The organism is Kitasatospora sp. NPDC090091, assembly GCF_044747365.1.
Lineage (GTDB): Bacteria > Actinomycetota > Actinomycetes > Streptomycetales > Streptomycetaceae > Kitasatospora.
Genome location: NZ_JBIVDY010000008.1, coordinates 1 through 26,700 on the forward strand (window position 1 = coordinate 1; position 26,700 = coordinate 26,700).

A 26,700-nucleotide genomic window follows, 5' to 3' on the forward strand; every position below is an offset into this window, starting at 1 on the left:
GCTAAGCCTCACAGCGCCGATGGTACTGCAGGGGGGACCCTGTGGGAGAGTAGGACGCCGCCGAACAATCATTCCGAAGAACCCCCGATCCATTCCGGATCGGGGGTTCTTTGCGTTTCCGTTGACGTATCGTCAGGACATGGACGAACAGCAGGAGCAGCGGTTCTACAACGGCACGCCGGCGACCGACGAGGGGGCCGTGATCGCGCACGAGGTGCTGCGGCCCGAGCAGCGTGACGGTGCGCTGCTCGTGCTGGCCGACGCCCAGGAGGCGGACGGCCGGGCGGCGGTCTCCGAGCAGGGGCGGCTCAGGCTGCGTTCGGCCGAGGACGGCCGGCCCGGGGTGGTCCACTTCGTGCAGGGCCGTCGGGCCGACGTCGGATACGGCCAGCTGGAGGTGCCGCAGGGCGCCACGGCGGGGAACCCCGCCGCCGAGCTGGTGGTGGCCCCGGGGGCACGCGGCCGCGGCCACGGCCGGGCCCTGGTCGATGCGGTGCTGGCCGAGGCGCACCGGGCCGGCCGCGACCACGTCGACTTCTGGGTGCACGGCGGTCACCCGGCGGCCCGGCACCTGGCCGAGCAGTACGGCGCCGAGCTGGTCCGCGAACTGCGGCAGATGCGGCGGACCGGACCGCAGACCGACGAGGTCTCCCTGCCGGACGGCGTCGAGCTGCGGACCTTCCGGCCCGGTGAGGACGACGCCGAGTGGCTGCGGCTGAACGCGCTGGCCTTTGCCCACCACCCCGAGCAGGGCGCCTGGACCGAGCGGGACCTCGCCGAGCGGCTGGCCGAGCCGTGGTTCGACCCGGCGGGCTTCTTCCTCGCCATCCGCAGCGACAAGGTGGTCGGCTTCCACTGGACGAAGGTGCATCCGGCGACCAGCACCGAGCCGGCCCTCGGCGAGGTGTACGTCGTCGGTGTGGACCCGGCGGAGCAGGGCAGCGGCCTCGGCCGTTCGCTCACCGCGGCGGGCCTGCGTCACCTGACCGGCGGCGGCCCGGGCGAGCGCGGCCTGGCGACCGTACTTCTGTACGTCGACGCCGACAATGCGGCCGCCGTGCGGGTATATGAACGACTGGGGTTCGCCATCCACGAGGTGGACCTCATGTACCGCGCCGCCTACCGAGGCGGTCGGGAGGTCTGACCGGGCCACGAGCCGGGCCACGGCGGAGGCCGAGTCGGAGCCTCTGCCACGGTCCGGGCCGAAGCCCGGGAGACACCGGGCGGAAGCGCGTGGCCATACGCGTGGCCATAGCGGAGGAACGGGTCCGGGGCAATTGGTGGGTCGTACCGCCCCCGACCCCGACCGACTCAGCTTTCCTCCTGGCCATGCGGTGTTTACCGTGGATTCAATTGCTGCCGCGAAGATCACAGGATGAAGTCCGTAGTGTCTCGCTCGTGCAGCGTCGGCCGACACTCACCGGCCGGTGCTGTAGCGACCGCGCCGGGTGGGTGGGCGCTGGTACCGGGCGAGGGCGACGGCCCGTTGAGTCTTTCGCGACCGGACGCCGTCCTGCTGGAGGAGCTGGAGCCCATGAGCATCCCCCGCCCCGTCCCTGCCCCGCTGTCCCCGCCGGCCCGGATGTCGAGTGCGCTGGGGATACCGCCGGAGCTGCCGGCCGCCGACGACAAGGACTTCGAGGAGCTGCCCCAGGGCCGCTTCCTGGACCGCGAGCGCAGCTGGCTCGCCTTCAACGAGCGCGTCCTGGAGCTGGCCGAGGACTCGTCCATCCCGCTGCTGGAGCGGGCCAAGTTCCTGGCGATCTTCGCCAGCAACCTGGACGAGTTCTTCATGGTCCGGGTGGCCGGCCTGAAGCGCCGGATCGCCACCGGCGTGGCCCAGCGCAGTGCCTCCGGCCTGCAGCCGCGCGAGGTGCTCGACCTGATCTGGACCAGGTCCCGTGAGCTGATGGCGCGGCACGCCGCCGCCTTCCAGCAGGAGGTCCTGCCGGACCTCGCCGCCGAGGGCATCGAGGTGGCCCGCTGGGCCGAGCTGGCGGAGAAGGAGCAGGCCCGCCTGCACACGCTCTTCCGGCAGAAGATCTTCCCGGTGCTCACCCCGCTCGCGGTGGACCCGGCCCACCCGTTCCCCTACATATCAGGACTCTCCCTCAACCTCGCCGTCGTCGTGCGCAACCCGGTGTCCGGGCACAAGCACTTCGCCCGCGTGAAGGTCCCGCAGTCCCTCGCGCGCTTCCTGGAGGCCTCCCCGCAGCGGTACGTGCCGCTGGAGGACGTCATGGGTGCGCACCTGGAGGAGCTGTTCCCGGGGATGGAGGTGCTCGCCCACCACGCCTTCCGGGTCACCCGCAACGAGGACCTGGAGGTCGAGGAGGACGACACCGAGAACATCCTCAAGGCGCTGGAGAAGGAGCTGATGCGGCGGCGCTTCGGCCCGCCGGTCCGGCTGGAGGTCGAGGAGTCGATCGACCCCTACATCCTGGACCTGCTGGTGCGGGAGCTGAACATCACCGAGGCGGAGGTCTTCCCGCTGCCCGGTCCGCTCGACCTGACCGGTCTGTTCGGCATCGCCGACCTGGACCGGCCGGAGCTGAAGTACCCGAAGTTCGTCGCGGGTACGGCCCGCGGCCTGACCGACGTCGAGTCGGCCTCGCAGCCGGACATCTTCGCCGCGATGCGCGAGCGGGACGTGCTGCTGCACCACCCGTACGACAGCTTCTCCACCTCGGTGCAGGCCTTCCTGGAGCAGGCCGCGGCCGACCCGGACGTGCTGGCGATCAAGCAGACGCTGTACCGGACCTCCGGTGACTCGCCGATCGTGGACGCGCTGATCGACGCGGCGGAGTCCGGCAAGCAGGTGCTCGTCCTGGTCGAGATCAAGGCGCGCTTCGACGAGCAGGCGAACATCAAGTGGGCCCGCAAGCTGGAGGAGGCCGGCTGCCACGTCGTCTACGGCCTGGTGGGCCTGAAGACGCACTGCAAGCTGTCGCTGGTGGTGCGCCAGGAGGGCGACACGCTGCGCCGCTACTCGCACGTGGGCACCGGCAACTACCACCCGAAGACGGCCCGGCTCTACGAGGACCTCGGCCTGCTGACCTCGGACCCGCAGGTCGGGGCGGACCTCTCGGACCTCTTCAACCGGCTCTCCGGCTACTCGCGCCGCGAGTCCTACCGCCGCCTGCTGACCGCCCCGCGCGGCCTGCGGGACGGGCTGATCTCGCGGATCCACAACGAGATCGCCCACCACAAGGACGGCCGCCCGGCCTTCGTGAAGCTCAAGGTCAACTCCATCGTCGACGAGGCGGTCATCGACGCGCTCTACCGGGCCTCCCAGGCCGGGGTGCCGGTGGACGTCTGGGTGCGCGGGATCTGCGCGATCCGGCCGGGCGTGCCGGGGCTGAGCGAGAACGTCCGGGTCCGCAGCATCCTCGGGCGGTTCCTGGAGCACTCTCGGATCTTCGTGTTCGGCAACAACGGTGATCCGGAGGTCTGGATCGGCAGCGCCGACATGATGCACCGGAACCTGGACCGCCGGATCGAGGCGCTGCTGCGGATCACCGACCCGGCGCACCGGGCGGAGCTGTCCGGGCTGATCGACCTCGGGGTGTCGGACGAGACCGAGTCCTGGCACCTGGGCCCGGACGGCACCTGGACCCGCCACGCCCAGGACACCGAGGGCAAGCCGCTGCGGCACGTTCAGGACCTGCTCATCGACTCGCGCCAGCGCCGCCGGGCCGCCGCCGCCCGGTGACCGTGCGTCGCCGCCACGACGCACGGACGCGACCCACCGACGTGAGCCACTGATGCCGACGCGAGCCACCGATGCGAGCCGCTGAGCGGTCGGGACCCGCCACAGCGGTCGGCCACCAGCCCCGGGGGACGGCCCCGGGGGAACGGGGATCTACCTAGCCATGACCGATGCGCCGATGACGGCCCAGGCGGCCTCCACCGCGACCGCCGGGGACATCCTCTCCAGCCATCTCACCGCCCAGGCCGGCGCGTTCCTCCGCGCCCTGCCGACGGCGGTGGGCGAGGTCGGCGCGAGACCGGGCACGGCGGCCGCGCCGTCCGGCGGGACGGCCGACCTGCTGCGGGCGGTGCGGCGGATCGGCGGGCTGCTGCACACCTTCGGTGCGACCTTCGAGCAGTCCTGGGCGCAGGAGTCGCGAACCGAGCTGCGCTGGCTGCTGAACCTGCTGGCGCTGGAGCCGGGCTACGTCCGCCGGTCGGCCCGGCTGCTGGGGGCGCTGGACGCGCTCACGGGCACGGAGGCGGACGGGCCGGGGATGCTGGCCGGGCACGCCGGGGCGCCGAAGGCGCGGGCGCTGCTCGACCGCCAGCTGACCCTGGCCCGGACCAGGGCGCACTCGACCGTCCTCCAGGAGCTCCGCTCCGCCCGGCTGCACGCGCTGGCGGACCGGATGACGCTGCTGGTGGCGGAGGCGCCGCTGCTGGACGCGGCGGCCGGCCGGGCCGGGGCGGTGCTGGTGCCGCAGGCCGCGGCGGCGTTCACCGCGCTGACCGCCAGCACCCAGCAGCTGCCGCTGCAGCGCGCCGCCACCCCGTACGGAGGGGAGGGGCTGCGCCGGCTCGGCTCGGTGCCGGCGGCCCGGGGCGCGGTGGACGCGGACACGGCGCTGGCGGCGGACGACGCCCCGTGGCACCGGGTGCGGATCCTGGTGAAGCGGGCCCGGTACGCGCTGGAGGTGTGCAGCCGGCCGGCCGTCGAGCTGGACGAGCTGGACGAGGTGCTGGCGCGGCACCAGGACGCCTCGGACGCGGCGGTCACCGCGGCCACCGCGGCGCGGACGCCCAGGATCACACCCGCGACCGCGTACGTGCTCGGGGTGGTGCATGCTGATCAACGACTGGAGGTGGAGGCGGCCCGGTACGCCTTCGGCCGCCAGTGGCCCGAGCTCCCGCCAGGCCTGGACGGCTGGCTGGAGATCCCCCCTGCCGAGGGCGGCTGGGGGTACACCCCCGCACCCCGGATGGCATGAGTTGCGCAACCGCCTGAGCACCGAGCAGGCCGAGGGTCCCGCCCGGACCCGTTCCACCGCGCCGGGGGCGACCCCGGGCCCCGCCGGTCGGGCGCCGGTGATCCTGGCGGCGGGTGCGGTGCTCTGGCTGCCGGGGCGGCCGAAGAAGAGCGGTCGGCTGGGGCGGCCGCGGATCGCGGTGATCCACCGCCCCAAGTACGACGACTGGAGCCTGCCGAAGGGCAAGCTCGACCCGGGGGAGGGCGTGGTCGAGGCGGCGCTTCGCGAGGTGTGGGAGGAGACCGGCTTCTCCTGCGTGCTGGGGGCGGAGCTGCCGACCCAGCACTACCTGGCGCAGGGGCGGCCGAAGGAGGTCCGGTACTGGGCGGCGGTGCCGGGGGCGGGGGCGTTCCGGCCGAGCCGGGAGGTGGACCGGCTGGAGTGGCTGCCGGCCGGCAAGGCCCGGGCCCGGCTGACGCACGAGCGGGACCGGGTACTGGTGGACGCGCTGCTGGAGCTGCTGGGCGCCCGCCCGCTGCGGTAGCGCCGTCCGCCGGAGCGCTACGGGCCGTGTGCGCCCGCCCGGCGCGACGGGTGCCGCGTCCCGGTGCGTCGCGTGCGGTCGGACCCGGGCGGCCGCTGCCGCGGGACCGGAGTGGCCGGTGGGTCGGGCGAGGTCAGGCCTGTGGAGGAACCATGGAAGTGATCTCCCCGCGCTCTTGCCGTGACGCAACCGTTACTACCTGACGTAGTTTCCTGCCATCCGTTCGAGGTTCACTCTCCGTTCACTTCGGACCGGCTGACGTGTCACTTGCCCGGCCTAACTTCGGCTACACCGGAGGGCCGAACGGGCCCCGGACCACAGCAAAACCCGCGCTCCGCCGTGCTCGCACGGCCCGCGTGCCGGGCAATGCCACAGAAAGGGACACCCCTGTGAAGCTCCAGCGGAACGGCCGCTCCAAGGCCCTCGCCATCGGTGCCATGGCGCTCGTCAGCTCGCTGTCGCTCGCCGCCTGCGGTTCGGACGAGAACAACAACAACACCGCCTCCGGCAGTGGCAGCGGCTCGGCCGCCCCGGCCGCCGCGATCAACTGTGGCAGCAAGCCCAGCGCGCTGGTCGCCGCGGGTTCCACCGCCCAGGGCAACGCGATCGACGTCTGGAAGACCAACTTCGGCGCGGCCTGCTCCGGCGCGACCATCAACTACGGTGGTGGCGGCTCCGGCGCCGGTGTCCAGCAGTTCACCCAGGGCAAGGTCCAGTTCGCCGGCTCCGACTCGGCGCTGAAGCCGGCCGAGGTCGACGCCACCAAGGCGGTCTGCACCGGCGGCCAGGGCGTCAACCTGCCGCTCGTCGCGGGTCTGATCTCGATCGTCTTCAACGTCGAGGGCGTCGACAACCTGGTCCTGGACGGCCCGACCACCGCCAAGATCTTCGACTCGCAGATCACCAAGTGGAACGACCCGGCGATCGTCGCCCTGAACCCGGGCGCCAAGCTGCCGGACGCCGACATCCAGGCCTTCCACCGCTCGGACGACTCCGGCACCACCGACAACCTGACCAAGTACTTCGCCAAGACCTCCGGTGGCGCCTGGTCCTACCCGGCCAGCAAGACCTGGGCGGGCAAGGGCGGCCAGTCGGCCAACGGCTCCGCCGGCGTCTCGGCCCAGGTGAAGCAGGTCAAGAACTCGATCAGCTACGCCGAGCTGTCGTTCGCCCAGACCAACAACCTGAAGAGCGCCGCGATCGCCACCGGTGCCGCCAAGCCGGTCGAGGCCACCGCCGCGAACGCCGCCAACACCTTCGCCAAGGCCAAGATCGCCGGCACCGGCAGCGACCTGGCGCTGACCCTCGACTACGCGACCAAGGACGAGGGCTCGTACCCGATCGTCCTGGTCACCTACGAGGTCGTCTGCGACAAGGGCAACAAGGCCGACACCCTCGACACCCTGAAGGCGTTCCTGACCTACGGCGCGAGCGACGCCGGTCAGAAGGCCATCGGTGAGAAGGGCTACGTCCCGCTGCCGAAGGAGCTGACGGACAAGGTCAACGCCGTCATCCCGACGCTGGCCTGATCCACGTAGTACCTCCGGTGGAGCGGCCCCGTGAACGAGGGGGGCCGGGGCCGCCCCACCGGACAGCACACACCATGCAACACGTCCGGGGCACCGCCGCCAGGGTGCCGCCCCCTCGGGGCAGCACCACCAGACCGGAGTAGACCAATGACTTCATCCACCCCTGCCCCCCCGCGAGGCAGGGAACGCCGCAAGCGCGACAGCCGCGTCGGCGACAAGATCTTCATGAACCTGTCCCGCGGGTCGGGCATCCTGCTGCTGGTCGTCATGGCCGCCATCGCAGGCTTCCTGACCTGGCGCTCGGGCATCGCCCTGAGCAAGAACGAGGGCAACTTCCTCACCACCTTCGAGTGGACGCCGGACGCCCCGAAGCCGGTCTTCGGCATCGCCGTCCTCGCCTTCGGCACCATCGTCAGCGCGCTGATCGCGATGGCGATCGCCGTTCCGGTGGCCATCGGCATCGCGCTGTTCATCTCGCACTACGCGCCGCGCCGGATCGCCCAGCCGTTCGCCTACCTGGTGGACCTGCTCGCGGCCGTCCCCAGCATCATCTACGGCCTCTGGGGCGCGCTCTTCCTGGTCCCGCACCTGGACGGGCTGACCAGCTGGATGGACGAGTACCTCGGCTGGACGTACATCTTCGACCAGTCCCGGGCCGGCACCACCCCGCGCACCCTGTTCACCGTCGGCATCCTGCTGGCGATCATGATCCTGCCGATCATCACCGCGGTCTCCCGTGAGGTCTTCCGGCAGGTGCCACGGATGCACGAGGAGGCGGCGCTCGCGCTCGGCGCGACCCGCTGGGAGATGATCCGCACCGCGGTGCTGCCGTTCGGCCGCCCCGGCATCATCTCCGCCTCGATGCTCGGCCTCGGCCGTGCGCTCGGCGAGACCATCGCGGTCGCGGTGGTGCTCTCGTCCAACAATGTCTTCTCGCTGCACCTGCTCGACCCGGGCGGCGGCACCTTCGCGCAGAACATCGCGCTGAAGTTCAGCGAGGCCCAGCCCTTCGGCCGGGACGCGCTGATGGCCTCCGGCCTCGTCCTGTTCGTGATCACCCTGCTGGTGAACGGTGCTGCGCGGCTGATCGTCGCCCGCCGCAAGGAGTACTCGGGGGCCAACGCATGAGCGCGGCGACCACTACCGTTCCCGCGGACGCGCGCCCCGCGGGGCGCCCGCTGACCGCGAACCGACTGCCCAAGTGGGCTCCGGCGGCGGTGACCGTCGGCTCGATCGCCCTCGGCTGCGCCATCGGCGCGGCCGGCGGCCTGGAGAGCCACATCCAGTGGGGCCTGATCTCCGCCGTCCTCTTCCTGGCGATCAGCTACCTGCTCGCGGCCCGGGTCGAGGGCCGCCGCCAGGCCAAGGACCGCCTCGCCACCTCGATGGTCTGGGTCGCCTTCATCCTGGCGGTCATCCCGCTGCTCGCGCTGACGGTCTACACGGTCCAGCAGGGCGCCGAGGTGGTGAACGGGAACTTCCTGAGCCACTCCATGAAGGGCGTTCTCCAGTCAGGCCCCGGCGGCGGCATCTACCACGCGCTGATCGGCACCCTGGAGCAGGTGCTGCTGGCCTCCGCGATCGCCGCCCCGATCGGTCTGCTGACCGCCGTCTACCTGGTCGAGTACGGCCGCGGCCGGCTCGCCAAGGCCGTCACCTTCTTCGTCGACGTCATGACGGGTGTCCCGTCGATCGTCGCCGGTCTGTTCATCCTCTCCCTCTGGAACCTCGCGCTCGGCTTCAACTACTCCGGCTTCTCGGGCGCCCTCGCGCTGGCGATCCTGATGCTGCCGGTGGTGGTCCGCTCCACCGAGGAGATGCTGAAGCTCGTCCCGAACGAGCTGCGCGAGGCGTCGTACGCGCTCGGCGTGCCGAAGTGGAAGACCATCCTGCGGATCGTCCTCCCCACCGCCATCGGCGGCATCACCACCGGTGTGATGCTCGCGGTCGCCCGCATCACGGGTGAGACGGCTCCGGTGATGATGCTGGTCTTCGGTGCCGACTACATCAACAACAACCCGTTCGACGGACCGCAGCAGTCGCTGCCGATGTACATCTGGCAGCAGTACGCAATGGTCAACAACGACTACGGCTACGCCCGTGCCTGGGGTGCCGCGCTGGTGCTGATCGCCTTCGTGATGGGGCTGAACCTCATCGCCCGGGGCATCGCACGCTGGCGCTCGCCCAAGGCCGGACACTGACCGGCCGACTGACGTACGAGTACTGAGAGAAGACGAAGGATCATGGCCAAGCGCATCGACGTCAGCGGACTGTCGGCCTTCTACGGCAACACCAAGGCCATCGAGGACATCTCGATGAGCATCGAACCCCGCTCCGTGACGGCCTTCATCGGCCCCTCCGGCTGCGGCAAGTCCACCTTCCTGCGGACCCTCAACCGCATGCACGAGGTGATCCCCGGCGCCCGCGTCGAGGGCAAGGTCCTTCTGGACGACGAGAACCTGTATGCCTCGAACGTCGACCCGGTGGCCGTCCGCCGCTCGGTCGGCATGGTCTTCCAGCGCCCGAACCCGTTCCCGACCATGTCGATCTACGACAACGTGGTCGCCGGGCTGAAGCTCGCGGGTGTGCGCAAGAAGTCCGTCCTGGACGGCGTGGTGGAGAAGTCCCTCAAGGGCGCCAACCTCTGGAACGAGGTCAAGGACCGGCTGAGCAAGCCGGGCGCCGGCCTCTCCGGCGGTCAGCAGCAGCGCCTCTGCATCGCCCGCGCCATCGCGGTCGAGCCGCAGGTCCTGCTGATGGACGAGCCCTGCTCCGCCCTCGACCCGATCTCCACCCTCGCCATCGAGGACCTGATCGGCGAGCTGAAGGAGCAGTTCACGATCGTCATCGTGACGCACAACATGCAGCAGGCGGCCCGCGTCAGCGACCGCACCGCCTTCTTCAACCTGGCCGGCGTCGGCCAGCCGGGCAAGCTGATCGAGCTGGACGACACCCAGCGGATCTTCTCCAACCCGTCGGTCCAGGCCACCGAGGACTACATCTCCGGCCGCTTCGGCTGAGCCATCCCGGCTGAGGAGCACTCCTCGCGCCACAGACTGCTTCGCGGTGCTGCATGGCGGTGCCGCCGCGAAGTATGAAGAAGGGCCCGCCCCCGAGATGTGGGGGCGGGCCCTGTTCTTTCCCCGGCGTCCGTCGGCCCTTCGGCCGTCCGCCCGCGGGGGCGTTCCGTTCCCGGGACGTCGTTCCAGCTCCGGGACGTCGTTCCAGCTCCGGGACGTCGTTCCGCCTCCGGGACGTCGTTCCATCTCCGGGAGGCCGTTCCGTCTCCGGGGCGCCGGGCACTCCGGGCCGTGCTCCAGGGCGTGGCCCCGGCGCACGGCGCCCGGGGGCTCAGCCCCAGAAGAGGTGGACGAACCAGTAGATCAGCGCTGCGACGAGGGCGGCCGCCGGCATCGTGATGAACCAGCCGAGCACGATGTTCTTGGCGACGCCCCAGCGGACCGCGCGGATCCGCTTGGTGGCCCCGACACCCATGATCGCCGAGGTGATCACGTGGGTGGTGGAGATGGGCGCCTTGTAGACGAACGAGGTGATGTACATGACGATCGACGCGGTGGTCTCGGCGGCGAAGCCCTGCGGCGGGTCCAGCTCGATGATCTTCCGGCCGAGCGTCCGCATGATCCGCCAGCCGCCCGCGTAGGTGCCCAGCGAGAGCATCGTCGCGCAGGAGATCTTCACCCAGACCGGGATGTCGTAGGTGGCCTGGTTGCCGGAGATCACCAGGGCCATCACCACGATGCCCATGGTCTTCTGGGCGTCCTGCAGGCCGTGCGCGAGCGCCATGGCGGCGGCCGAGGCGGTCTGGGCGACGCGGAAGTTGCGCTTGGCGCGGTGCGGGTTGGCCCGCCGGAATATCCAGAGGATCGCCAGCATCACCAGGTAGCCGCCGACCAGGCCGACCACCGGGGAGACGATCATCGGGATGATGATCTTGTCGATGACCCCGCTCCAGATCACCTCGGTGCCGCCGGCCAGCGCCGCACCCACCATGCCGCCGAAGAGGGCGTGCGAGGAGGAGGACGGCAGGCCGAAGTACCAGGTGACCAGGTTCCAGGCGATCGCGCCGATCAGCGCGGCGAAGAGGATCGCCATGCCCTGGTTGCCGCTGGGGGTCTCGATGATGCCGCTGGAGACGGTGTGCGCCACGCCGCTGCCGAGGAAGGCGCCGGCCAGGTTCATCACCGCGGCCATCGCGAGCGCGGCCTTCGGGGTCAGTGCCCGGGTGGAGACCGAGGTGGCGATGGCGTTCGCGGAGTCGTGGAAGCCGTTGGTATAGGTGAAGAAGAACGCAACGCCGATGACGACGATGAGTGCTGCCGTGTCCACGGGGGTCAGGACTCCTTGACGGCGATGGTCTCCACCGTGTTGGCGACGTGCTCGAACGCGTCCGCCGCCTCCTCAAGGACGTCCACGACCTGCTTGAGCTTGAGCACCTCGATGGCGTCGTACTGGCCGGAGAACAGGTGGGCGAGCAGCTTGCGGTGGATCTGGTCCGCCTGGTTCTCCAGTCGGTTGACCTCGATCCAGTACTCGGTGAGGTTCGACATGCTGCGCAGGTTGGGCATCGCCTCGGCGGTGAGCTCGGCGGCGCGCGCCAGCACCTCGATCTGCTGCTCGATGCCCTTCGGCAGGGTCTGGATGTCGTAGAGGACGACCAGGTCGACGGCCTCCTCCATGAAGTCCATGATGTCGTCCAGCGACGAGGCGAGGCTGTAGATGTCCTCGCGGTCGAAGGGCGTGATGAAGGAGGAGTTCAGCTGGTGGAAGACGGCATGGGTGGTGTCGTCCCCGGCGTGCTCGGCGGCGCGCATGCGCTCGACGATCTCCGCGCGGGTCGACACGTCTGATCCCAGCAGTTCCAGCAGGAGCTTCGATCCGACGACGAGGTTCTCCGCGGCTGCGGCGAACATGTCGTAGAAGCTCGTCTCCTTCGGGGTCAGGCTAAAACGCACGGAAATCTCCGATGTGCGGGGTTCGGACTGAACGATGCTAGGTGCAACCGAGCACGATCACGCAAACGGGGTGGTGGGGGAGGAGCCGGAACCTCCCCTTCCGGTTGGCCGCCGCAGCGGTGGATCCGGCCCGCACTTCCCTGTGCAGACGCGAGCCCCCAGTCTGACGGAACCTCGTCCCGATTGCCCCCGTCCTGCGAACGGAAGCCCGGGTGTCAGCCCTTACGGGGGAACACCACGAGGGGTCCGCGTGTTGGACACTGGAGGTCGACGCAGCCACCAGGCACTGATACGAAGGCGGGCCGATGACCACGACGGAAGCGCGCACCGAGCCGGACCACACGCCCGGGGCCGAGCCGCACGCCCACCACGGCGGGCACGGCCAGCACGGCTACAGCGCCCAGAAGGACGCCCACCTGAAGCGGCTGCGCCGGATCGAGGGCCAGATCCGCGGCCTCCAGCGGATGGTCGACGAGGACGTCTACTGCATCGACGTGCTGACCCAGGTCTCGGCCGGCACCAAGGCGCTGCAGTCCTTCGCGCTCTCGCTGTTGGAGGAGCACCTGCGGCACTGCGTCGCCGCGGCCGCCGAGGAGGGCGGCGCCGAGCTGGACGCCAAGGTGGCGGAGGCCACCGCCGCGATCGGCCGGCTGCTGCGCAGCTGACCCTCAGCTCCCCGGTTCCGACGGCCCGTCGGCGGACGCCCCGCCGTCGGGCCGGTCCAGCAGCACCTCGTCGATCCGCTCGGTCGGCAGCCGGTCGCCGGTGCTGGCCGTGGCGGCGATCATCAGCTCGCCGGCCAGGTCGATCTCGTCGAGGGCCGCGTCGTCGTGGCCGCCGCTGCGGCCGCCCGTGGACGACACCACCTGCACCACCCCTTCAGTGCCTCGCCAGCCCGGGCGGCAGCCACCCGCCCTCCAGCCTAGGCACTTCGGAGCCCGCCCACATGGCACGGACGGGCCATCTCGGGGCCGCCGAAACGGGTGGGCCGGGCGATCCCGGGTGACCCACCGGCGCCGGCGGCGCCCCTGCGTCCGGTTACTTCGGGCTCTCCGTGGGCTTCATCGCGTAGATGTCGGCAGCGGCGGGCTCGGCCGCCTCCACCGGCTTGCCGAAGTCGGCCAGCGAGGTCGTCGACACCACCTTCACCTGGTCCTTCGCCTCCTTCGAGCCGGGCGCGCCGGCGAAGGTGTAGACCTCGACCACCTTGTGCAGCCGCCCCTGCTCGTCCAGCCAGACGTCGTACGGGACGTCCCGGACGGTGAAGGTCTGCGCCCCCATCCGCAGGCCGTCCCCGCCGCGGCCGCCGGTCGCCTCGGCGGCCTTGGCGAGGTCCAGGGTGCCCCGGTAGTGCTTCAGCGGCACACCGCCGACCGTCTCGATGCCGACCAGCTCGGCCTTCTGAGCCCCGCGCAGCGCGCCCGCGGCGGAGGCCGGGTCGGTGGCGCCGCTGCTCACCAGGTTGCCGTCCGGCAGCTGGCGCACGTCCAGCTTGACCCACTTGCCCTCGGGCACCTTGGCGCCGCTGTTCTGCAGGTAGACGGTGCCGGGCAGGACCACTTCGACGATCTTCCCGGTGGTCGCCGCACCGGGCGGCACGGCCACCTCCAGCCGCCCGATCCGCTTCACGTAGTCGTACCCGCCGGTGCCGGTGAAGACGGCCTTCTTCTCGGCGGACTCGGTGACCAGCTCGGTGGCCGCGTGTGCGGAGCCGGTCCGGCCGGTGATGTCGGCGGCGCTGCGAACGGCCGTCAGCGGGTCCGCCGAGAGCTGGTCGGGGGCGGCCGGCTTCCGGTCGGCCGAGCCGGCGGAACCCGTGGCGCCGCCCGAGCAGCCGGCCAGCCCGGCCAGGGCGGCGGCGAGTACGACGGCTCCGGCCGCCGAGCGCAGCTGGGGCAGCGGGCGGCCCGGCCGCCGGCCGCCGCGCTGCTCGTCGGTCACATTCATCCTCGCCACAACCCCCTCGGGCCCGACTGCTCCGCCGACCACCACCGGGTGGGCAGAGCTCTTTCCGGGCAAACGAGTTGGGGTGCCGGGAGTTACGCGGTACCCGGCGCGCACCGGGCGTCGCGCGCCGGGTCCGGAGCGCGTTACGGTGAGGTACGTGCACAGTGAGCTGCCGGCGGGGCCCGGCACCACCCCGATGCCCGAGCACCGTGTCGCGATCAGCGAACGCGGTTCCTTCTGCTACGCGAGCTGCGTCTGCGGTTGGTTCTCACCGGCCCGCCGCTCCCGGGACCTGACCAGACGCGAGGCCGCCGACCACCTGGCCGAGAGCGGCGGCCCGGCGTAGCGGCCGCTCCCCGAACCCCTTGGTACCGGGCCCCCTGCGAAGCTGCCGGGGGCCCGGGCCGGCCACGGCGGTTCAGGCCGCGAGGTCGGACTCCGGCGGCTGCTCGTCGGCCCGGACGGCGCCGCGGGCGCCGCCGCGCTTGCGTCCGCCGCGCGGTCGCGGTCCGCCCTGGGGGGCCCGGATCAGCGGGGCGACGGCGGTGCGGCTCAGCGCGTGACAGAGCGGCACCAGCACGGCCATCGCGATCGGCGCCAGCAGCAGCACGACCGCGGTGGCGAGCGCGAAGCCGCCGATCACGTCGGTGGGGTAGTGGACGCCCATGTACATCCGGCAGAAGCCCTGCAGCAGGGCGAGGCCGCCGGCGATCCAGCCGAGCTTCCGGTTGACCAGGAACAGCCCCACCGCGATGCCCATCGACATGGTCGAGTGGTCGCTGACGAAGGAGTGCGTGCCCGCCTTGCCCTCGACCAGGACGTCCAGCCCGGTGTGGTCGACGAAGGGGCGCGGGCGGTCGACGATGGCGGCGATCGGCAGGTTGGCCAGCTCGGCGATGGCGGTCGCCAGCGGGGCCCAGAGCAGCCCGGCGACGGCCACCGGGGCGTCCGGCCGGCGTCTCGCCTGCAGCCAGCCGACCAGGCCCAGCAGGGCAAGGCCGATCAGGATGCCGTACTCGCCGATCCAGGAGACCAGGTGGTCCAGCCACTCCGGGGAGCGCTTGGCCAGGCCGTTGACGGCGTAGAGCAGGCCGAGGTCGGGGTTGGTCGTGTCGGCAAGCGGCGTCGACACGCCGCACCTCCTTCTGGTCCGCTGCACTGGTCGTTCCGGCCGTGGTCCGCTCTGCCCCGCCCGGATCAGGGGGGTGACGGCGGACCACCGGACACAACGTCATAACCGGGGCACAGCGTTCCACGGAAACTGGGGGTTATGGAAACTTGACTCAGCGTCCACAGTGCACTCACACCCGGGGGTCCGGGACGGGTCAGCTCTTTGCGCTGTTTTGACCTGGACCTGTCGGGGTGGGGCGGGCCGCCGCGGAGCCGGCGGGCCGGGACGCCGTGGATGAGGGGTCGGGGGCGGTCAGGGCGGCCGGGGCCGGTGTGGCCGGGGCGGGCGCGGCGGGGGCCGCGGGTGCGGGATCGCCGGGGCGGCTCGGCGCGGTGATGCTGCCGTCCGCGTTGCGGCCCGGCAGCGCCTGCGCGCCGTCCGTGGTGACCCGGGTGGCGCCGATGTACTCCTTGGTGTCGATCTTGTCGTAGCGGATCACCGCGCCGGTGTGCGGGGCGTCGATCATGTAGCCGCCGCCGACGTAGATGCCGACGTGGTGGATGCTGCGCGGGTCGCTCAGGTCGGTCGCCCAGAACACCAGGTCCCCCGGGCGCAGCTGGTCCCGCGACGGGTGCGGACCGGCGTACCACTGGTCGTTGGCCACCCGGGGGAGCGTGATGCCCACGCTGGCGTACGCGGCCTGGGTGAGCCCCGAGCAGTCGAACCGCCCGTTCTGCGAGGGCAGCCCCTCGCCGCCCCACAGGTACGGCGTGCCGAGCTTGGTCTGCGCGAAGTAGATGGCGCCGGCGGACTGCTGGGAGACCTCCACCGGCGCGGTCGGCGCGGTGAAACTGCGGGCCATGGCCTGGATGTTGCGCACGTAGCCCTGCGTCTCCCGGTACGGCGGGATCCCGTTGTACTTCGTCACCGCGTACGGGCCGGCGTTGTACGCGGCCAGGACGTTGGCCTGCCGGTCGCCCGGCACACCGGCGACGTCCTTGGCGAGCGCGCAGTCGAACGTCGCCGCCGAGGCGATGGCGTCGAACGGGTCCCAGACGTCCTTCCGGCCGTCATTGTTGCCGTCGGTGCCGTATGTCGCCCAGGTCGCCGGCATGAACTGCGCCATTCCCTGTGCGCCCACGCCGGATCGGGCGCCCGGGTCGAAACCGCTTTCCTGGTACAGCTGCGCCGCGAGCATCGGCGGGGAGATCTCCGGACAGAGCGAGCCCCACTGCTCGATCGGCCCCTGGTAGGCCGCCGGAACGGTTCCACGGGAGAGTCCGGCGCGATTGGCCGACTGCTGCGGCGTACCGCTGGCCGCATACGTCCCGACCGTCACCAGGCCGACGAAGCCGATCGCGACAACTCCCGCAGCGGCGGCGGCCGTACCGGCCTTCCGGAGTACCATCAGCACCATCCCGACGAATCGTCAGTCGAAGTGTCCCGGAAGGCGTTGCTCACCGCAATCATCAGAGATACAAAGAGTGAGCGCTATCCTTCGTACGGTGGACATCCTCGCGTACGTGTCCGATGCCTCACGACCAATCCGCGAGAAGTAGCCAAGTCGACATCAGATCTGGCCAAGAATAGGTTCGGACCCTTCGCGCGGACGGGGTCTGGGCCCTTGAATTTGCCTGATCGGGCGGTGAGATGGAAATGAACCTGAGCAGCGTGGACAGCATCGCGATCGGCCACCTGGCCGAGGAGCCTCCTAAGAAGCCGAATATCGACACCATCATCGGCGGGATCGCCCCGGACTGGGGCCCGTTCGCGAGCCTCGGCTCCGAGGCCCGGGTGATGGTCGAGGTCGTCATGGCCGTGGCCATCCTGGCCTGCCTCGGCATCGCCGTCTGGGGCGCGGCCAAGCAGCGCATCGGCGCCACCGCGATGCGCGACAGCTTCGGCGCCGAGCAGGGCAAGGGGCTGATCATCGCCGGACTGACCGGCGTGTTCATCATTGGATCACTCGGCACTCTGTTCACCATTGTCTACGGCATGGCGATCTGACGATCGGACAGCCCTGACGTCCCCGTGAGGACGCGGCCGACCCCGTCGGGAATCCATCCACCACCCGCCCTCCGCCCCCGTCCACGGGCGGAGGGGCCCCGGAGCCGCCCCGGCTCCCCGCACCAGGAGGGCCGCCGTGCCGTTGTCCGACGACCAGCCGCACACCCGTACGCGGCTGCCGGTCGGTGAACAGCCCTCCTCCCAGCCGAACGGCCGTCAGTCGCGCCCGCTGCGCACCCTGGTGACCGTCCTCGTGGTCGTCACGCTGCTGGTCGTCGCGATCTCCATCGCCAACCGCGGCAAGCCCGACCCGGCCCCCGCCGGCCGCTCCGCCGACGGCGCGGCCGCCACCCCCACCGCCCCCTCCGGCGCCGGCCCCGCCCCCAGCGGCGACCAGCCCGTCGCCACCACCGCCAACGGCATCGCCGCCGGCTTCCCGCACACCGAGCAGGGCGCGCAGTCGGCCGCTGCCAACTACGCGGTGGCCATCGGCTCCGCCGAGATGTTCCGCACCGACAGCCGCCACACCATCATCGCCACCATCGCCGACCCGTCCGCCGCCCAGTCCCTCCAGACCCGCCTGGACCAGGGTTTCGGCGGCGACACCGCCACCCGCTACGGCCTCGACGCCCAGGGCCGCGCGCCCAAGGGCCTCACCTTCGTCAGCCGGACCGTCCCGGTGGGCGCCAAAGCGGTCGGCTACGGCGACAGCGAGACCAAGGTCGAGGTCTGGTGCACCGGCCTCACCGGCCTCGCGGGCGAGCGCTCCGTCCAGCCAGTCACGGCGAACTGGTACACGCTCACCCTGACCCTCCGCTGGACGGGCAGCGACTGGAAGCTCACCGACTACGCAAGCCGGCAGGGCCCAGCCCCGATGCCGGGCGACCAACAGGCCGCCACCGCCGACGAGATCACCGGCGCCGTCCAGCAGTTCGGAGGATTCCGCTATGCGCGGTGAGGGTCCAGCCATCTGGAAGACGGCCCGCGTCGGTGGTGTTGCCGGGGCATTGCTCGTGTTCCAGGCCGTCGTTCTGGTGTCGGCCTCCGATGCGGCGGCCGAGCCCAGCCCCAGCCCCAGTGCGTCGCCCACCGGCAACGACTGTGATGTCCTGCCCCTGCCCGGGAGCGGCGTCTACTGCGCCTCGAAGCCCGGAGGCGGATCCGTTCCCGGCGGTGGCACCGTCGGGAGTGTCACCGATCCGTTGGGGTCGTTGGCGAAGGGGTGTGCGCAGGCGGCGTCGTGGGTGGTGCGGAACCTGTCGGGGGCGATCGACGGGACGACGCAGGTGGACTTCACCAATGCGTCGTTCCTGCAGCAGTACGCGGTGGTGTTCGCCGCGTCGACGATCATCACGTTGGTGCTCTGGCTGCTGGCGGTGACGAAGCGGGCCGTGCGCGGGGCGCCGCTGACGACGGCGATCTCGGAGGCGATCGGCTTCCTCTGGCTGACCGTGGTGGCCTCGGCGTTCACGCCGCTGATCCTGTACACCGTGGTGAGCGCGACGGACGGGCTGACCAAGGCGGTCGCGGTGGGGACGAAGTCGGACACCGGGACGTACCTGGGAGGGTTCGCGGACACGTTGGAGAAGGGCAGCATGGGCGGTGGCCCGCTGATCCTGATCATCGTGTCGCTGGTGGCCGTGCTGGCCGCGGCGGTGCTCTGGATCGAGCTGCTGATCCGGGCGGCGATGCTGTACGTGGGGGCGCTGCTGGGGACCGCGGTGTACGCGGGGCTGGTGGACAAGCAGCTGTGGAAGCACGTGCGCCGCTGGGCGGGGGTGATGCTGGCGGTGGACCTGGCGAAGCCGATCATCGTGATCATCCTCGGGCTGGCCGGCGCGGTGGCGACCGGCGCCGGGGCGAGCGACGACTTCGCCCGGGTGCTGTCGGGCCTGGCGATCCTGTTCCTGTCGATCTTCGCGAGCGCCGCCGTCTACCGCTTCGTGCCGGGCTTCGGCGACGAGATCATGAGCATGCGGCACGCCCGGGCGAGCGCGGTCTCCGCCGGATCGGCGATGATCAACGGCACCGCGAACCTCGTGAAGCAGGGCATCAGCACGCACGGCGACCGCGGCCCGCAGGGCGTCGGCGGCGGGAGCCCGGGCGCCGGCGGCGGCTCGGTCGCGCCGGGCATCGCGGCCCACGCCACGCGTGCCCCCGCCCCGCCGCCGCAGGCTTCGGTTCCGATCCGCGACAGCAATCCAGCGAAGGGAGGGTGACGGGTAAGTGAGCAGCGAACCGCTCGGCCAGTACGGTGCCCAGTACGCCCAGCCGTACGTGCACCAGCGCCGCACCTACCTGATCGGCAAGGCCCGCCCGAACGCGCCGATCGGGCGCAACCGGGAGTCCGGCGAGATCGTCCTGATCATCTTCGGGGCCTTCCTCGGCATGGTCTGGGGCCTGATGATGCCGATCCTGCCGCTGCGCATCGCCGGCCTGGTCGGCCTGCCCGCGCTGGCCATCGCGGCGGTCTACGTGCCGTACCGGCGGCGGACGTTCTACAAGTGGGTGGAGATCAACCGCACCTACCGCCGGACGGTCCGCAGCGGCCGGGCGGTGTGGCGGTCGGACGCGATGGACGCCGGCACCCGGCTGGACGGGCGCGAGGTCGAGGTCGGGCCGCCGCCCGGGGTCGGGCGGCTGCGCTGGCTGGCGGCGCCGTTCGGGCCGGACGAGGTTGGGGTGCTGATGCACCTGGAGCGGCGGACGGTCACGGCAGCGATCGAGATCGAGGGCCCGGGCGTCGGGCTGCGTGACTCGGAGGACCAGGAGGCGCTGGTCGACCGGTTCGGCACGCTGCTGAAGCACGTCGCCAACGGGGACGGCTTCGTGACCCGGCTGCAGATCCTGGCCCGGACGCTGCCCGCAGACCCGGACGCGCACGCCAAGGACGTGGAGCGGCGCGGCGACGTGGACTCGCCGCGCTGGCTGCAGGACTCGTACGACCAGCTGCAGTCGATGGTGTCGACCTCGTCCGAGCAGCACCGGGCGTACCTGGTGGCCTGCATGCACTACACCCGCGACCTGGCGGCCGAGGCGCACGCGATGGGGCGGACGGCCACCGGCCGGCGGGCCCGGGACGACGAGGGCCTGGCCGCGGTGATGGCGCGCGAGCTGACGGACATCTGCGCGCGGCTGGCGGAGGCGGACATCCGGGTGCGCCAGCCGCTCGGCCAGGCGCGGCTCTCCTCGCTGCTGCACTCGATGTACGACCCGGACCACCCGATCGACCACATCCAGGCGATGTCCCGGCGCAACGCCTGGCCGGCCGAGCTGGACGCGACCCACCCGCAGTTCCTGCAGGCGAAGACCCGTGAGTCGGTGACCCGCGAACCCTGGTGCCACGCCACCGCCTGGATCAAGGAGTGGCCGCTGACCCCGGTCGGCGTCAACTTCCTGGCGCCGCTGCTGGTGCACACCCCGGACGTGATCCGCACGGTCGCGGTGACGATGGACCTGGAGCCGACCGACGTCGCGATCGAGCGGATGCTGACCGAGAAGACCAACGACGAGGCGGAGGCCAGCCGCGCGGCCAAGATGAACCGCACGGTCGACCCGCGCGACCTGGCCCACACCGGCCGGGTCGACCAGCGCGGCGACGACCTCGCCTCCGGCGCGGCCGGGGTCAACCTGGTCGGCTACATCACGGTCTCCTCGCGCAACCCCGACGCGCTGGCCCGCGACAAGCGGACCATCCGCGCCTCGGCGGGCAAGAGCTACCTCAAGCTCGAATGGTGCGACCGCGAGCACCATCGCGCGTTCGTCAACACCCTGCCGTTCGCCACCGGCATCCGCCGCTGATCCTCCTGGAGGCCCCGCATGGCGCTCGGCAACCTCACCGACGCGTTCACCAGCCTGATGTTCGGCAAGGTGGAGACCACCCGGCTGCCGGTGCGCACCTCCACCGGCCAGGCGCAGGCGGTCTACCTGCCCACCGCCGCACCGGGGCTGGGCGACTCGGGTGTGATCATCGGGCGTGAGGTGTACAGCGGCAAGGGGTACGTGTACGACCCGTTCCAGCTGTACGGGCAGCAGCTCCCGGCCCCGCACTGGCTGGTGCTGGGCGAGTCCGGCAACGGCAAGTCGGCGCTGGAGAAGACCTACGTCCTGCGCCAACTGCGCTTCCGCGACCGGCAGGTGGTGGTGCTGGACGCCCAGGGCGAGGACGGCGTCGGCGAGTGGAACCTGATCGCCGACGCACTGGGCATAAAGTCGATCCGGCTCGACCCGATGGCGGCCCGGGACGGCGGGGTGAAGCTCAACCCGCTGGACCCGGCGATCACCCAGACCGGCCAGCTGTCGCTGCTGCGCACCATCATCGAGGTGGCGATGGGGCGTGGCCTGGAGGAGCGGGCCGGCTTCGCGCTCAAGGCGGCGCACGCCCACGTGGTGGCGACGGTGACGGACCGCCAGCCGGTGTTGGACGACATCATCGACACGCTGCGCAACCCCGAGCTGTCCTCGGTGGAGTCGCTCGGCGTCGCGGTGGACGAGGTGCAGTCCTGGGGCCTTGACGTGGCGCTTGTGCTGGACCGGCTGGTCGACGGCGACCTGCGCGGCATGTTCGACGGGCCGACCACGGACGGCATCGACCTGGACGCGCCGCTGATCGTCTTCGACCTCTCGCACATCGACCGCAACTCCATCGCGATGCCGATCCTGATGGCGATCGTCGGCGTCTGGCTGGAGCACACCTGGATCAGGCCGGACCGGAGGAAGCGGATCTTCCTGGTCGAGGAGGCCTGGCACATCATCAACAGCCCTTTCGTGGCCCAGCTCTTCCAGCGGCTGCTGAAGTTCGGCCGCCGGCTCGGGCTCTCCTTCGTCGCCGTGGTGCACCACCTGTCGGACGTGGTGGACGGTGCGGCGGCCAAGGAGGCGTCGGCGATCCTGAAGATGGCCTCCACCCGGACCATCTACATGCAGAAGGCCGAGGAGGCGAGAGCCACCGGCCGGGTGCTCGGTCTGCCGCGCTGGGCGGTGGAGATCATTCCCACACTTTCGCCGGGCATCGCGGTCTGGGACGTGAACGGCAACGTCCAGGTGGTGAAGCACATCATCACCGAGACCGAGCGGCCATTGGTCTACACCGACCGGGCGATGACGGAGGACGCGGTGGCCGAGCGGGCCCGCGCAGAACGGCAGTTGGCGGCCGAGCCGGGCGTCTGACGCCGTCACGTCCCGCTCGCCGGGCTGGTCCGGCCCGGTCCTCCGGCGGTCGGCGGGGGCCGGTCCCCGGGCGGTCCCGGTGGTGTCGGACGACGACGATTCGTCAGTAGGTAACCCGGTCGTTACGTTCGGGGTCCTGACAGCTACGCGCGTTGACTCTAGGCTGCACTCGCGCAATTCATGGCCGACGCCCGGACCTTCCCACAACTGGGCGCTCTTCGAGGTGCAGGGGACCCTTCATGCTCACCGCCAGATCCCGACGTACGGCGCTCGCCGTCGTCGCCTCCGCCGGTCTGCTCGGCGCGGTGGTCGTACCGACCGCCGCCCAGGCCGCGGACGCCAAGCGAAACAAGACCGTCAACCTCCAGCTGCTGGCGATCAACGATTTCCACGGCAACCTGGAGCCCCCGGCCGGCTCGTCCGGCACCATCAAGGAGATCGACCCGGCGACCGGTCAGGTCGTCTCGACCCCGGCCGGCGGCATCGAGTACCTGGCCACCGCGCTGCGCCAGGCCCGGATCCCGGCCGACGACTCGATCACCGTCGCGGCCGGCGACATCGTCGGTGCCTCGCCGCTGACCTCGGCCCTCTTCCACGACGAGCCCACCATCGAGGCGATGGACAAGCTCGGCCTGGACGTCACCGCGGTCGGCAACCACGAGTTCGACGAGGGCGCCAAGGAGCTGATCCGGCTCCAGGAGGGCGGCTGCCACCCGGTCGACGGCTGCTACGAGGAGGGGCGCAAGTTCAAGGGCGCCAACTTCAACTACCTGGCCGCCAACGTCACCAACGAGAAGACCGGCAAGCCGATCCTGGCCCCGTACTGGGTGACCAAGTCGCAGGGCGTGAAGGTCGGCTTCATCGGCGCCACCCTGGAGGGCACGCCGAACATCGTGACCGCCGAGGGCGTCAAGGGCCTGAAGTTCGGCAACGAGGTCGCCACGATCAACAAGTACGCCGCGGAGCTGAAGAAGCAGGGCGTCAACTCGATCGTCGCGCTGATCCACGAGGGCGGCTACCCGGCCGGCAGCACGTACAACTACGACTGCGGCACGGCCGGCCAGGGCATCTCCGGCCCGATCGTCGACATCGCCAAGAACCTGGACCCGGCGATCGGCGCCATCGTCACCGGCCACACCCACAACGCGTACGCCTGCACCATCCCGGACCCGCAGGGCGTGCCGCGCTCGGTGACCAGTGCCGCCTCCTTCGGCCGGCTCTTCACCGAGATCAACCTGAAGCTCGACAAGACCACCGGCGCCATCGTCCGCCCGTCGGTCAAGGCCGAGAACCACGTCGTGCGCCGCACGGTCGAGAAGGCCCCGGACATGACGGAGCTGATCGCGCACTACTCCAAGCTGGCCGCCCCGATCGCCAACCGCCCGATCGGCTACATCGGTTCGGACCTCAACGGCCGCGGCAGCAGCGACCTGGAGAAGCCGCTCGGTGACGTGATCGCCGACGCTCAGCTGGAGGGCCTCGCCCCGGCCGACAAGGGCGGCGCGCAGATCGCCTTCATGAACCCGGGCGGCATCCGCTCGGACCTGGTGTACAAGGCGAGCGGCGCCGAGGGCGACGGCGTGGTGACCTACGGCGAGGCGTTCACCGTCCAGCCGTTCACCAACATGATGCAGGTCAAGACGCTGACCGGTGCCCAGCTGGTCCAGGTGCTGCAGCAGCAGGTCAGCGGTGGCAACGACGCCGCGCCGAAGATCCTCCAGGTGTCCAAGAGCCTGAGCTACACCCTGGACATGCGCAAGACCGGTGCCGACCGCGTGCTGGTGGACTCCGTCCGCCTCAACGGCGCTCCGATCGACCCGGCCGGCAAGTACCGGGTCGCGGCCAACGAGTTCCTGGCCGGCGGCGGCGACGGCTTCCCGGCCTTCGCGGCCGGCACCGACAAGCTGGTCGGCGCCTCGGACCTGGACGTCTTCACGGCCTACCTCGGTGCCCACAGCTCGGCGGCCTCGCCGCTGCAGGCCCCGGCGCAGGACCGGATCAAGGTCATCGGCCCGGGCAGCGACATCGACTGACCGTGTGCCGGACATGAGGCGGGCGGGGCGCTGTCGGGGCGCCCCGCCCGTCCGCCTTTTCCGGCCCCCGCTCAGTCGGGGGCCGGGCCGCCGGGCAGCCGGACGGTGGCGAGCGCACCCGGGCCGCCGTCCGCGGCCGGGCCGAGCGAGACCTCGCCGCCGGCCTCCCGGACGCTCTGCGCGACGATCGACAGGCCGAGGCCGGAGCCCGGGAGCTGACGCGACGACGGGGAGCGCCAGAACCGGTCGAAGACGTACTGCAGCTCGTCCGGCGGGATGCCGGGGCCGTGGTCCCGCACCGTCAGCACCCCCTGGTCGAGCCGGACGTCGATGGTGCCGCCGGGCGGGCTGTACTTCACCGCGTTGTCCAGCAGGTTGATCACCGCCCGTTCCAGCGCGGCGGCGTCCCCGTGCACGTACCAGGGCCCGACGGCGGTCTCGAAGACCAGCCCCGGACCGCGCAGCTTCGCCCGGGCGACCGCGCGGTCGGCGATCTCGTGCAGGGCGACGACGGCCAGGGTGCGGGCCGGCCTGGGGGAGTCCGGCCGGGAGAGCTGCAGCAGGTCGCCGATCAGGCCGGTGAGCTCCTGCATCTGCGCCTTCATGTTGCCGAGCAGCTTGGTCCGGGTGGCCGGGGGCAGCGGGCGGCCGGTGTCGTCGCTGCGGATCAGCAGGTCGACGTTGGTGCGCAGGGAGGTGAGCGGGGTGCGCAGCTCGTGCCCGGCGTCGGCGATCAGCCGGGTCTGCCGGTCGCGGGAGTTGGCCAGCGCGGTGGACATGGAGTTGAACGAGGTGGCGAGCCGGGCGATCTCGTCGCTGCCCTGCACCGGGATGGTGGCGCCGACCTCCTCGGTGCGGGCGATGTGCTCGACCACGTCGGTGAGCTGGTCGACGGGCTTGAGTGCCGAGCGGGCCACGAACCGTCCCGCTATCCCCGCGAGGACGATGCCGCCGAGCGCCACACCGCCGAGGATGAGGGCGAGCTTCTGGAGGGCGTTCTCCACCGGCTCGGTGGGCGTGGCCACCATCACCAGGACGGGCGGCCCGGTGGGCGAGTTGGCGTGCGTCCAGAAGACCCGGACCATGGCGGACGCGCCGTTGGTGTAGTGGCCGCTGCGGAACACCGAGTGGTTCGGCGGGAGCTGGAAGACCTTGGCGTCGTCGGCCTCGATCACGACCGCCCTGGTGGTGCCGGGCGGCAGGCAGACCCCGGGCGGGTCGGTCACCACGAACTGGGTGTCCCGGACGGCGGAGCCGGACTGCTCCGGCCCCAGGGTTTCGCGCTGGGCCTGCTTCAGGGCGTCGTCCAGGGTGGCCGGACAGACCGGGGGGAGCCGCACCCGCTGCAACTGGGTGTTGGCCAGGTCGTTGCGCACCTGGCCGTAGAGCTGCTTCTCCACGAGGAACCAGCAGGCCAGCGCCGACAGCGCGATCGCCACCGCGACCGCCGCCGCCGTGAGGAAGGTGAGCCGGCTGCGCAGCGAGCGGGCGCGGTACCAGGAGAGGAGGCGCCGGCGGCGGGGCACGGTGGGCGGGACCAGCGGGGGCGGGGGGACGGCGTCGCTCACGCGGGGGTGCCGGGAGCCGGGCGGAGGGCGTAGCCGACGCCGCGTACGGTCTGGATGAGCCGGGGCATGCCGCCCTGCTCGGTCTTGCGGCGCAGGTACATCACGTACACGTCCAGGGAGTTGGAGGAGGGCTCGAAGTCGAAGCCCCAGACCGCCTTGAGGATCTGTTCGCGGGTGAGGACCTGGCGCGGGTGAGAGAGGAACATCTCCAGCAGCATGAACTCGGTGCGGGTCAGCTCGACCGGCCGCCCGGCGCGGGTGACCTCGCGGGTGGCGGTGTTCATCCGCAGGTCGCCGAAGGCCAGCACCTCGGTGTCGTCCTCGGCGGCCGCGGCGCGGGCGGCGGCCTCGGTGGCGAGGGCGTTGCGCCGCAGCAGGGCGCGGACCCGGGCGAGCAGTTCGTCCAGCTCGAAGGGCTTGGCGAGGTAGTCGTCCGCGCCGACGTCCAGGCCGGTGACCCGGTCGCCGACGGCGTCGCGCGCGGTGAGCATCAGCACCGGGACGGTGTCGCCGCGCGAACGCATCCGGCGGACGGCGGTGAGGCCGTCCATCCGGGGCATCATGATGTCCAGCAGGACGAGGTCGGGCTTGTCGCGTTCGACGGCCTCCAGGGCCTCGTAGCCGTCGGTGGCGGTGGCGACCTCGTAGCCCTCGAAGGCGAGGCTGCTCTCCAGGGCGTCCCGGAGGGCGGGTTCGTCGTCGACCACGAGGAGCCGGGCAGTGGGCTGCCCGGACTCGGAGGGGGTGCGGTCGTCGGCGGACGGGGTCATGGGCGGGTGCCCTTTCTCGTCGTCGGTGGGCCTGCTGGGGGTGTGCCGGGCCGCTGGAGGCGCCCGGCGCTGGGACCTGCTCGGAGCAATTGTCCCGTCCGAGACAGGA

Annotated in this window: 24 protein-coding genes; 16 read left to right on the forward strand and 8 right to left on the reverse strand. The window is 71.4% G+C overall.

Annotated features, from left to right (window positions below; genetic code table 11):
- Positions 1 to 139 precede the first annotated feature (139 nt).
- From mshD to pstB, 8 genes are all read left to right on the forward strand, one after another.
- The gene (mshD, locus tag ACIPSC_RS15520) at positions 140 to 1,144 is read left to right on the forward strand and encodes a mycothiol synthase (protein WP_400826118.1); all 1,005 of its coding nucleotides are present in this window, start codon (positions 140 to 142) and stop codon (positions 1,142 to 1,144) included.
- Between the two features lie 390 nt (positions 1,145 to 1,534).
- Positions 1,535 to 3,712, forward strand: coding sequence for an RNA degradosome polyphosphate kinase (locus tag ACIPSC_RS15525; RefSeq protein WP_400826119.1), 2,178 nt, complete (start codon positions 1,535 to 1,537; stop codon positions 3,710 to 3,712).
- A gap of 160 nt (positions 3,713 to 3,872) precedes the next feature.
- Complete coding sequence (locus tag ACIPSC_RS15530) at positions 3,873 to 4,961, forward strand: CHAD domain-containing protein (protein ID WP_400826121.1); 1,089 nt, start codon at positions 3,873 to 3,875, stop codon at positions 4,959 to 4,961.
- 97 nt (positions 4,962 to 5,058) lie between these two features.
- Entirely contained in the window at positions 5,059 to 5,484 is a 426-nt protein-coding gene (locus tag ACIPSC_RS15535; RefSeq protein WP_400826433.1) for an NUDIX hydrolase, read from the forward strand.
- Between the two features lie 389 nt (positions 5,485 to 5,873).
- Positions 5,874 to 7,013 (forward strand): phosphate ABC transporter substrate-binding protein PstS, encoded by a 1,140-nt coding sequence (gene pstS / locus ACIPSC_RS15540; protein WP_400826122.1) that lies wholly within the window; start codon positions 5,874 to 5,876, stop codon positions 7,011 to 7,013.
- Between the two features lie 147 nt (positions 7,014 to 7,160).
- A complete protein-coding gene (pstC, locus tag ACIPSC_RS15545) occupies positions 7,161 to 8,141 on the forward strand; it encodes a phosphate ABC transporter permease subunit PstC (protein WP_400826123.1) in 981 nt (326 codons plus the stop codon).
- Positions 8,138 to 9,214, forward strand: coding sequence for a phosphate ABC transporter permease PstA (gene pstA, locus ACIPSC_RS15550; RefSeq protein ID WP_400826124.1), 1,077 nt, complete (start codon positions 8,138 to 8,140; stop codon positions 9,212 to 9,214). The genes pstC and pstA overlap by 4 nt, the downstream gene beginning before the upstream one ends.
- A gap of 42 nt (positions 9,215 to 9,256) precedes the next feature.
- Positions 9,257 to 10,033: a phosphate ABC transporter ATP-binding protein PstB gene (pstB, locus tag ACIPSC_RS15555; protein WP_400826125.1), complete on the forward strand. Its 777-nt coding sequence runs from the start codon at positions 9,257 to 9,259 to the stop codon at positions 10,031 to 10,033.
- Between the two features lie 331 nt (positions 10,034 to 10,364).
- Here pstB and ACIPSC_RS15560 read toward each other — a convergent pair whose 3' ends face one another.
- Together ACIPSC_RS15560 and ACIPSC_RS15565 are read right to left on the reverse strand one after the other, a co-directional pair.
- Positions 10,365 to 11,360, reverse strand: coding sequence for an anion permease (locus ACIPSC_RS15560; protein ID WP_400826127.1), 996 nt, complete (start codon positions 11,358 to 11,360; stop codon positions 10,365 to 10,367).
- Between the two features lie 5 nt (positions 11,361 to 11,365).
- The gene (locus tag ACIPSC_RS15565; RefSeq protein ID WP_313765029.1) at positions 11,366 to 11,986 is read right to left on the reverse strand and encodes a DUF47 family protein; all 621 of its coding nucleotides are present in this window, start codon (positions 11,984 to 11,986) and stop codon (positions 11,366 to 11,368) included.
- Between the two features lie 305 nt (positions 11,987 to 12,291).
- On the opposite strand from ACIPSC_RS15565, the gene ACIPSC_RS15570 reads away from it, so the two are divergent.
- Complete coding sequence (locus ACIPSC_RS15570; RefSeq protein WP_238861108.1) at positions 12,292 to 12,651, forward strand: metal-sensitive transcriptional regulator; 360 nt, start codon at positions 12,292 to 12,294, stop codon at positions 12,649 to 12,651.
- A gap of 3 nt (positions 12,652 to 12,654) precedes the next feature.
- Here the strand turns inward: ACIPSC_RS15570 and ACIPSC_RS15575 are convergent, their stop codons facing one another.
- Together ACIPSC_RS15575 and ACIPSC_RS15580 are read right to left on the reverse strand one after the other, a co-directional pair.
- Positions 12,655 to 12,852 (reverse strand): hypothetical protein, encoded by a 198-nt coding sequence (locus tag ACIPSC_RS15575; protein WP_313765031.1) that lies wholly within the window; start codon positions 12,850 to 12,852, stop codon positions 12,655 to 12,657.
- Between the two features lie 172 nt (positions 12,853 to 13,024).
- The gene (locus ACIPSC_RS15580; RefSeq protein WP_400826128.1) at positions 13,025 to 13,927 is read right to left on the reverse strand and encodes a hypothetical protein; all 903 of its coding nucleotides are present in this window, start codon (positions 13,925 to 13,927) and stop codon (positions 13,025 to 13,027) included.
- 163 nt (positions 13,928 to 14,090) lie between these two features.
- On the opposite strand from ACIPSC_RS15580, the gene ACIPSC_RS15585 reads away from it, so the two are divergent.
- Positions 14,091 to 14,279, forward strand: a complete 189-nt coding sequence (locus ACIPSC_RS15585; RefSeq protein ID WP_400826129.1) for a hypothetical protein — start codon at positions 14,091 to 14,093, stop codon at positions 14,277 to 14,279.
- Positions 14,280 to 14,351: 72 nt separating this feature from the next.
- Here the strand turns inward: ACIPSC_RS15585 and ACIPSC_RS15590 are convergent, their stop codons facing one another.
- Together ACIPSC_RS15590 and ACIPSC_RS15595 are read right to left on the reverse strand one after the other, a co-directional pair.
- The gene (locus tag ACIPSC_RS15590; protein WP_400826130.1) at positions 14,352 to 15,065 is read right to left on the reverse strand and encodes a phosphatase PAP2 family protein; all 714 of its coding nucleotides are present in this window, start codon (positions 15,063 to 15,065) and stop codon (positions 14,352 to 14,354) included.
- 193 nt (positions 15,066 to 15,258) lie between these two features.
- The gene (locus ACIPSC_RS15595) at positions 15,259 to 16,452 is read right to left on the reverse strand and encodes an NlpC/P60 family protein (protein WP_400826435.1); all 1,194 of its coding nucleotides are present in this window, start codon (positions 16,450 to 16,452) and stop codon (positions 15,259 to 15,261) included.
- 248 nt (positions 16,453 to 16,700) lie between these two features.
- On the opposite strand from ACIPSC_RS15595, the gene ACIPSC_RS15600 reads away from it, so the two are divergent.
- From ACIPSC_RS15600 to ACIPSC_RS15625, 6 genes are all read left to right on the forward strand, one after another.
- A complete protein-coding gene (locus ACIPSC_RS15600; protein ID WP_238861116.1) occupies positions 16,701 to 17,051 on the forward strand; it encodes a hypothetical protein in 351 nt (116 codons plus the stop codon).
- A gap of 136 nt (positions 17,052 to 17,187) precedes the next feature.
- Positions 17,188 to 18,009 carry a hypothetical protein gene (locus ACIPSC_RS15605; RefSeq protein WP_400826131.1) on the forward strand — a complete coding sequence of 274 codons (822 nt, stop codon included), beginning with the start codon at positions 17,188 to 17,190 and terminating at the stop codon, positions 18,007 to 18,009.
- Positions 17,999 to 19,270 carry a hypothetical protein gene (locus ACIPSC_RS15610; RefSeq protein ID WP_400826132.1) on the forward strand — a complete coding sequence of 424 codons (1,272 nt, stop codon included), beginning with the start codon at positions 17,999 to 18,001 and terminating at the stop codon, positions 19,268 to 19,270. The genes ACIPSC_RS15605 and ACIPSC_RS15610 overlap by 11 nt, the downstream gene beginning before the upstream one ends.
- Positions 19,271 to 19,277: 7 nt before the next feature.
- Complete coding sequence (locus ACIPSC_RS15615; RefSeq protein ID WP_400826133.1) at positions 19,278 to 20,852, forward strand: SCO6880 family protein; 1,575 nt, start codon at positions 19,278 to 19,280, stop codon at positions 20,850 to 20,852.
- Positions 20,853 to 20,870: 18 nt separating this feature from the next.
- Positions 20,871 to 22,220 (forward strand): ATP-binding protein, encoded by a 1,350-nt coding sequence (locus ACIPSC_RS15620; protein WP_400826134.1) that lies wholly within the window; start codon positions 20,871 to 20,873, stop codon positions 22,218 to 22,220.
- A gap of 239 nt (positions 22,221 to 22,459) precedes the next feature.
- Positions 22,460 to 24,253: a bifunctional metallophosphatase/5'-nucleotidase gene (locus ACIPSC_RS15625; protein WP_400826135.1), complete on the forward strand. Its 1,794-nt coding sequence runs from the start codon at positions 22,460 to 22,462 to the stop codon at positions 24,251 to 24,253.
- 71 nt (positions 24,254 to 24,324) lie between these two features.
- Here the strand turns inward: ACIPSC_RS15625 and ACIPSC_RS15630 are convergent, their stop codons facing one another.
- Together ACIPSC_RS15630 and ACIPSC_RS15635 are read right to left on the reverse strand one after the other, a co-directional pair.
- Positions 24,325 to 25,821 carry a sensor histidine kinase gene (locus tag ACIPSC_RS15630; protein WP_400826137.1) on the reverse strand — a complete coding sequence of 499 codons (1,497 nt, stop codon included), beginning with the start codon at positions 25,819 to 25,821 and terminating at the stop codon, positions 24,325 to 24,327.
- Positions 25,818 to 26,591, reverse strand: a complete 774-nt coding sequence (locus ACIPSC_RS15635; RefSeq protein ID WP_400826139.1) for a response regulator transcription factor — start codon at positions 26,589 to 26,591, stop codon at positions 25,818 to 25,820. Before ACIPSC_RS15635 ends, ACIPSC_RS15630 begins: the two co-directional genes overlap by 4 nt.
- Positions 26,592 to 26,700: the final 109 nt, after the last annotated feature.

What these genes read in the sequence shown, in the direction of transcription:
- mshD (WP_400826118.1), top strand. Translation starts at nt 140, where the DNA reads ATGGACGAACAGCAGGAGCAGCGGTTCTACAACGGCACGCCGGCGACC.
- ACIPSC_RS15525 (WP_400826119.1), top strand. Translation starts at nt 1,535, where the DNA reads ATGAGCATCCCCCGCCCCGTCCCTGCCCCGCTGTCCCCGCCGGCCCGG.
- ACIPSC_RS15530 (WP_400826121.1), top strand. Translation starts at nt 3,873, where the DNA reads ATGACCGATGCGCCGATGACGGCCCAGGCGGCCTCCACCGCGACCGCC.
- pstC (WP_400826123.1), top strand. Translation starts at nt 7,161, where the DNA reads ATGACTTCATCCACCCCTGCCCCCCCGCGAGGCAGGGAACGCCGCAAG.
- pstA (WP_400826124.1), top strand. Translation starts at nt 8,138, where the DNA reads ATGAGCGCGGCGACCACTACCGTTCCCGCGGACGCGCGCCCCGCGGGG.
- pstB (WP_400826125.1), top strand. Translation starts at nt 9,257, where the DNA reads ATGGCCAAGCGCATCGACGTCAGCGGACTGTCGGCCTTCTACGGCAAC.
- ACIPSC_RS15570 (WP_238861108.1), top strand. Translation starts at nt 12,292, where the DNA reads ATGACCACGACGGAAGCGCGCACCGAGCCGGACCACACGCCCGGGGCC.
- ACIPSC_RS15595 (WP_400826435.1), bottom strand. Translation starts at nt 16,452, where the DNA reads ATGGTACTCCGGAAGGCCGGTACGGCCGCCGCCGCTGCGGGAGTTGTC.
- ACIPSC_RS15600 (WP_238861116.1), top strand. Translation starts at nt 16,701, where the DNA reads ATGAACCTGAGCAGCGTGGACAGCATCGCGATCGGCCACCTGGCCGAG.
- ACIPSC_RS15610 (WP_400826132.1), top strand. Translation starts at nt 17,999, where the DNA reads ATGCGCGGTGAGGGTCCAGCCATCTGGAAGACGGCCCGCGTCGGTGGT.
- ACIPSC_RS15620 (WP_400826134.1), top strand. Translation starts at nt 20,871, where the DNA reads ATGGCGCTCGGCAACCTCACCGACGCGTTCACCAGCCTGATGTTCGGC.
- ACIPSC_RS15625 (WP_400826135.1), top strand. Translation starts at nt 22,460, where the DNA reads ATGCTCACCGCCAGATCCCGACGTACGGCGCTCGCCGTCGTCGCCTCC.
- ACIPSC_RS15635 (WP_400826139.1), bottom strand. Translation starts at nt 26,591, where the DNA reads ATGACCCCGTCCGCCGACGACCGCACCCCCTCCGAGTCCGGGCAGCCC.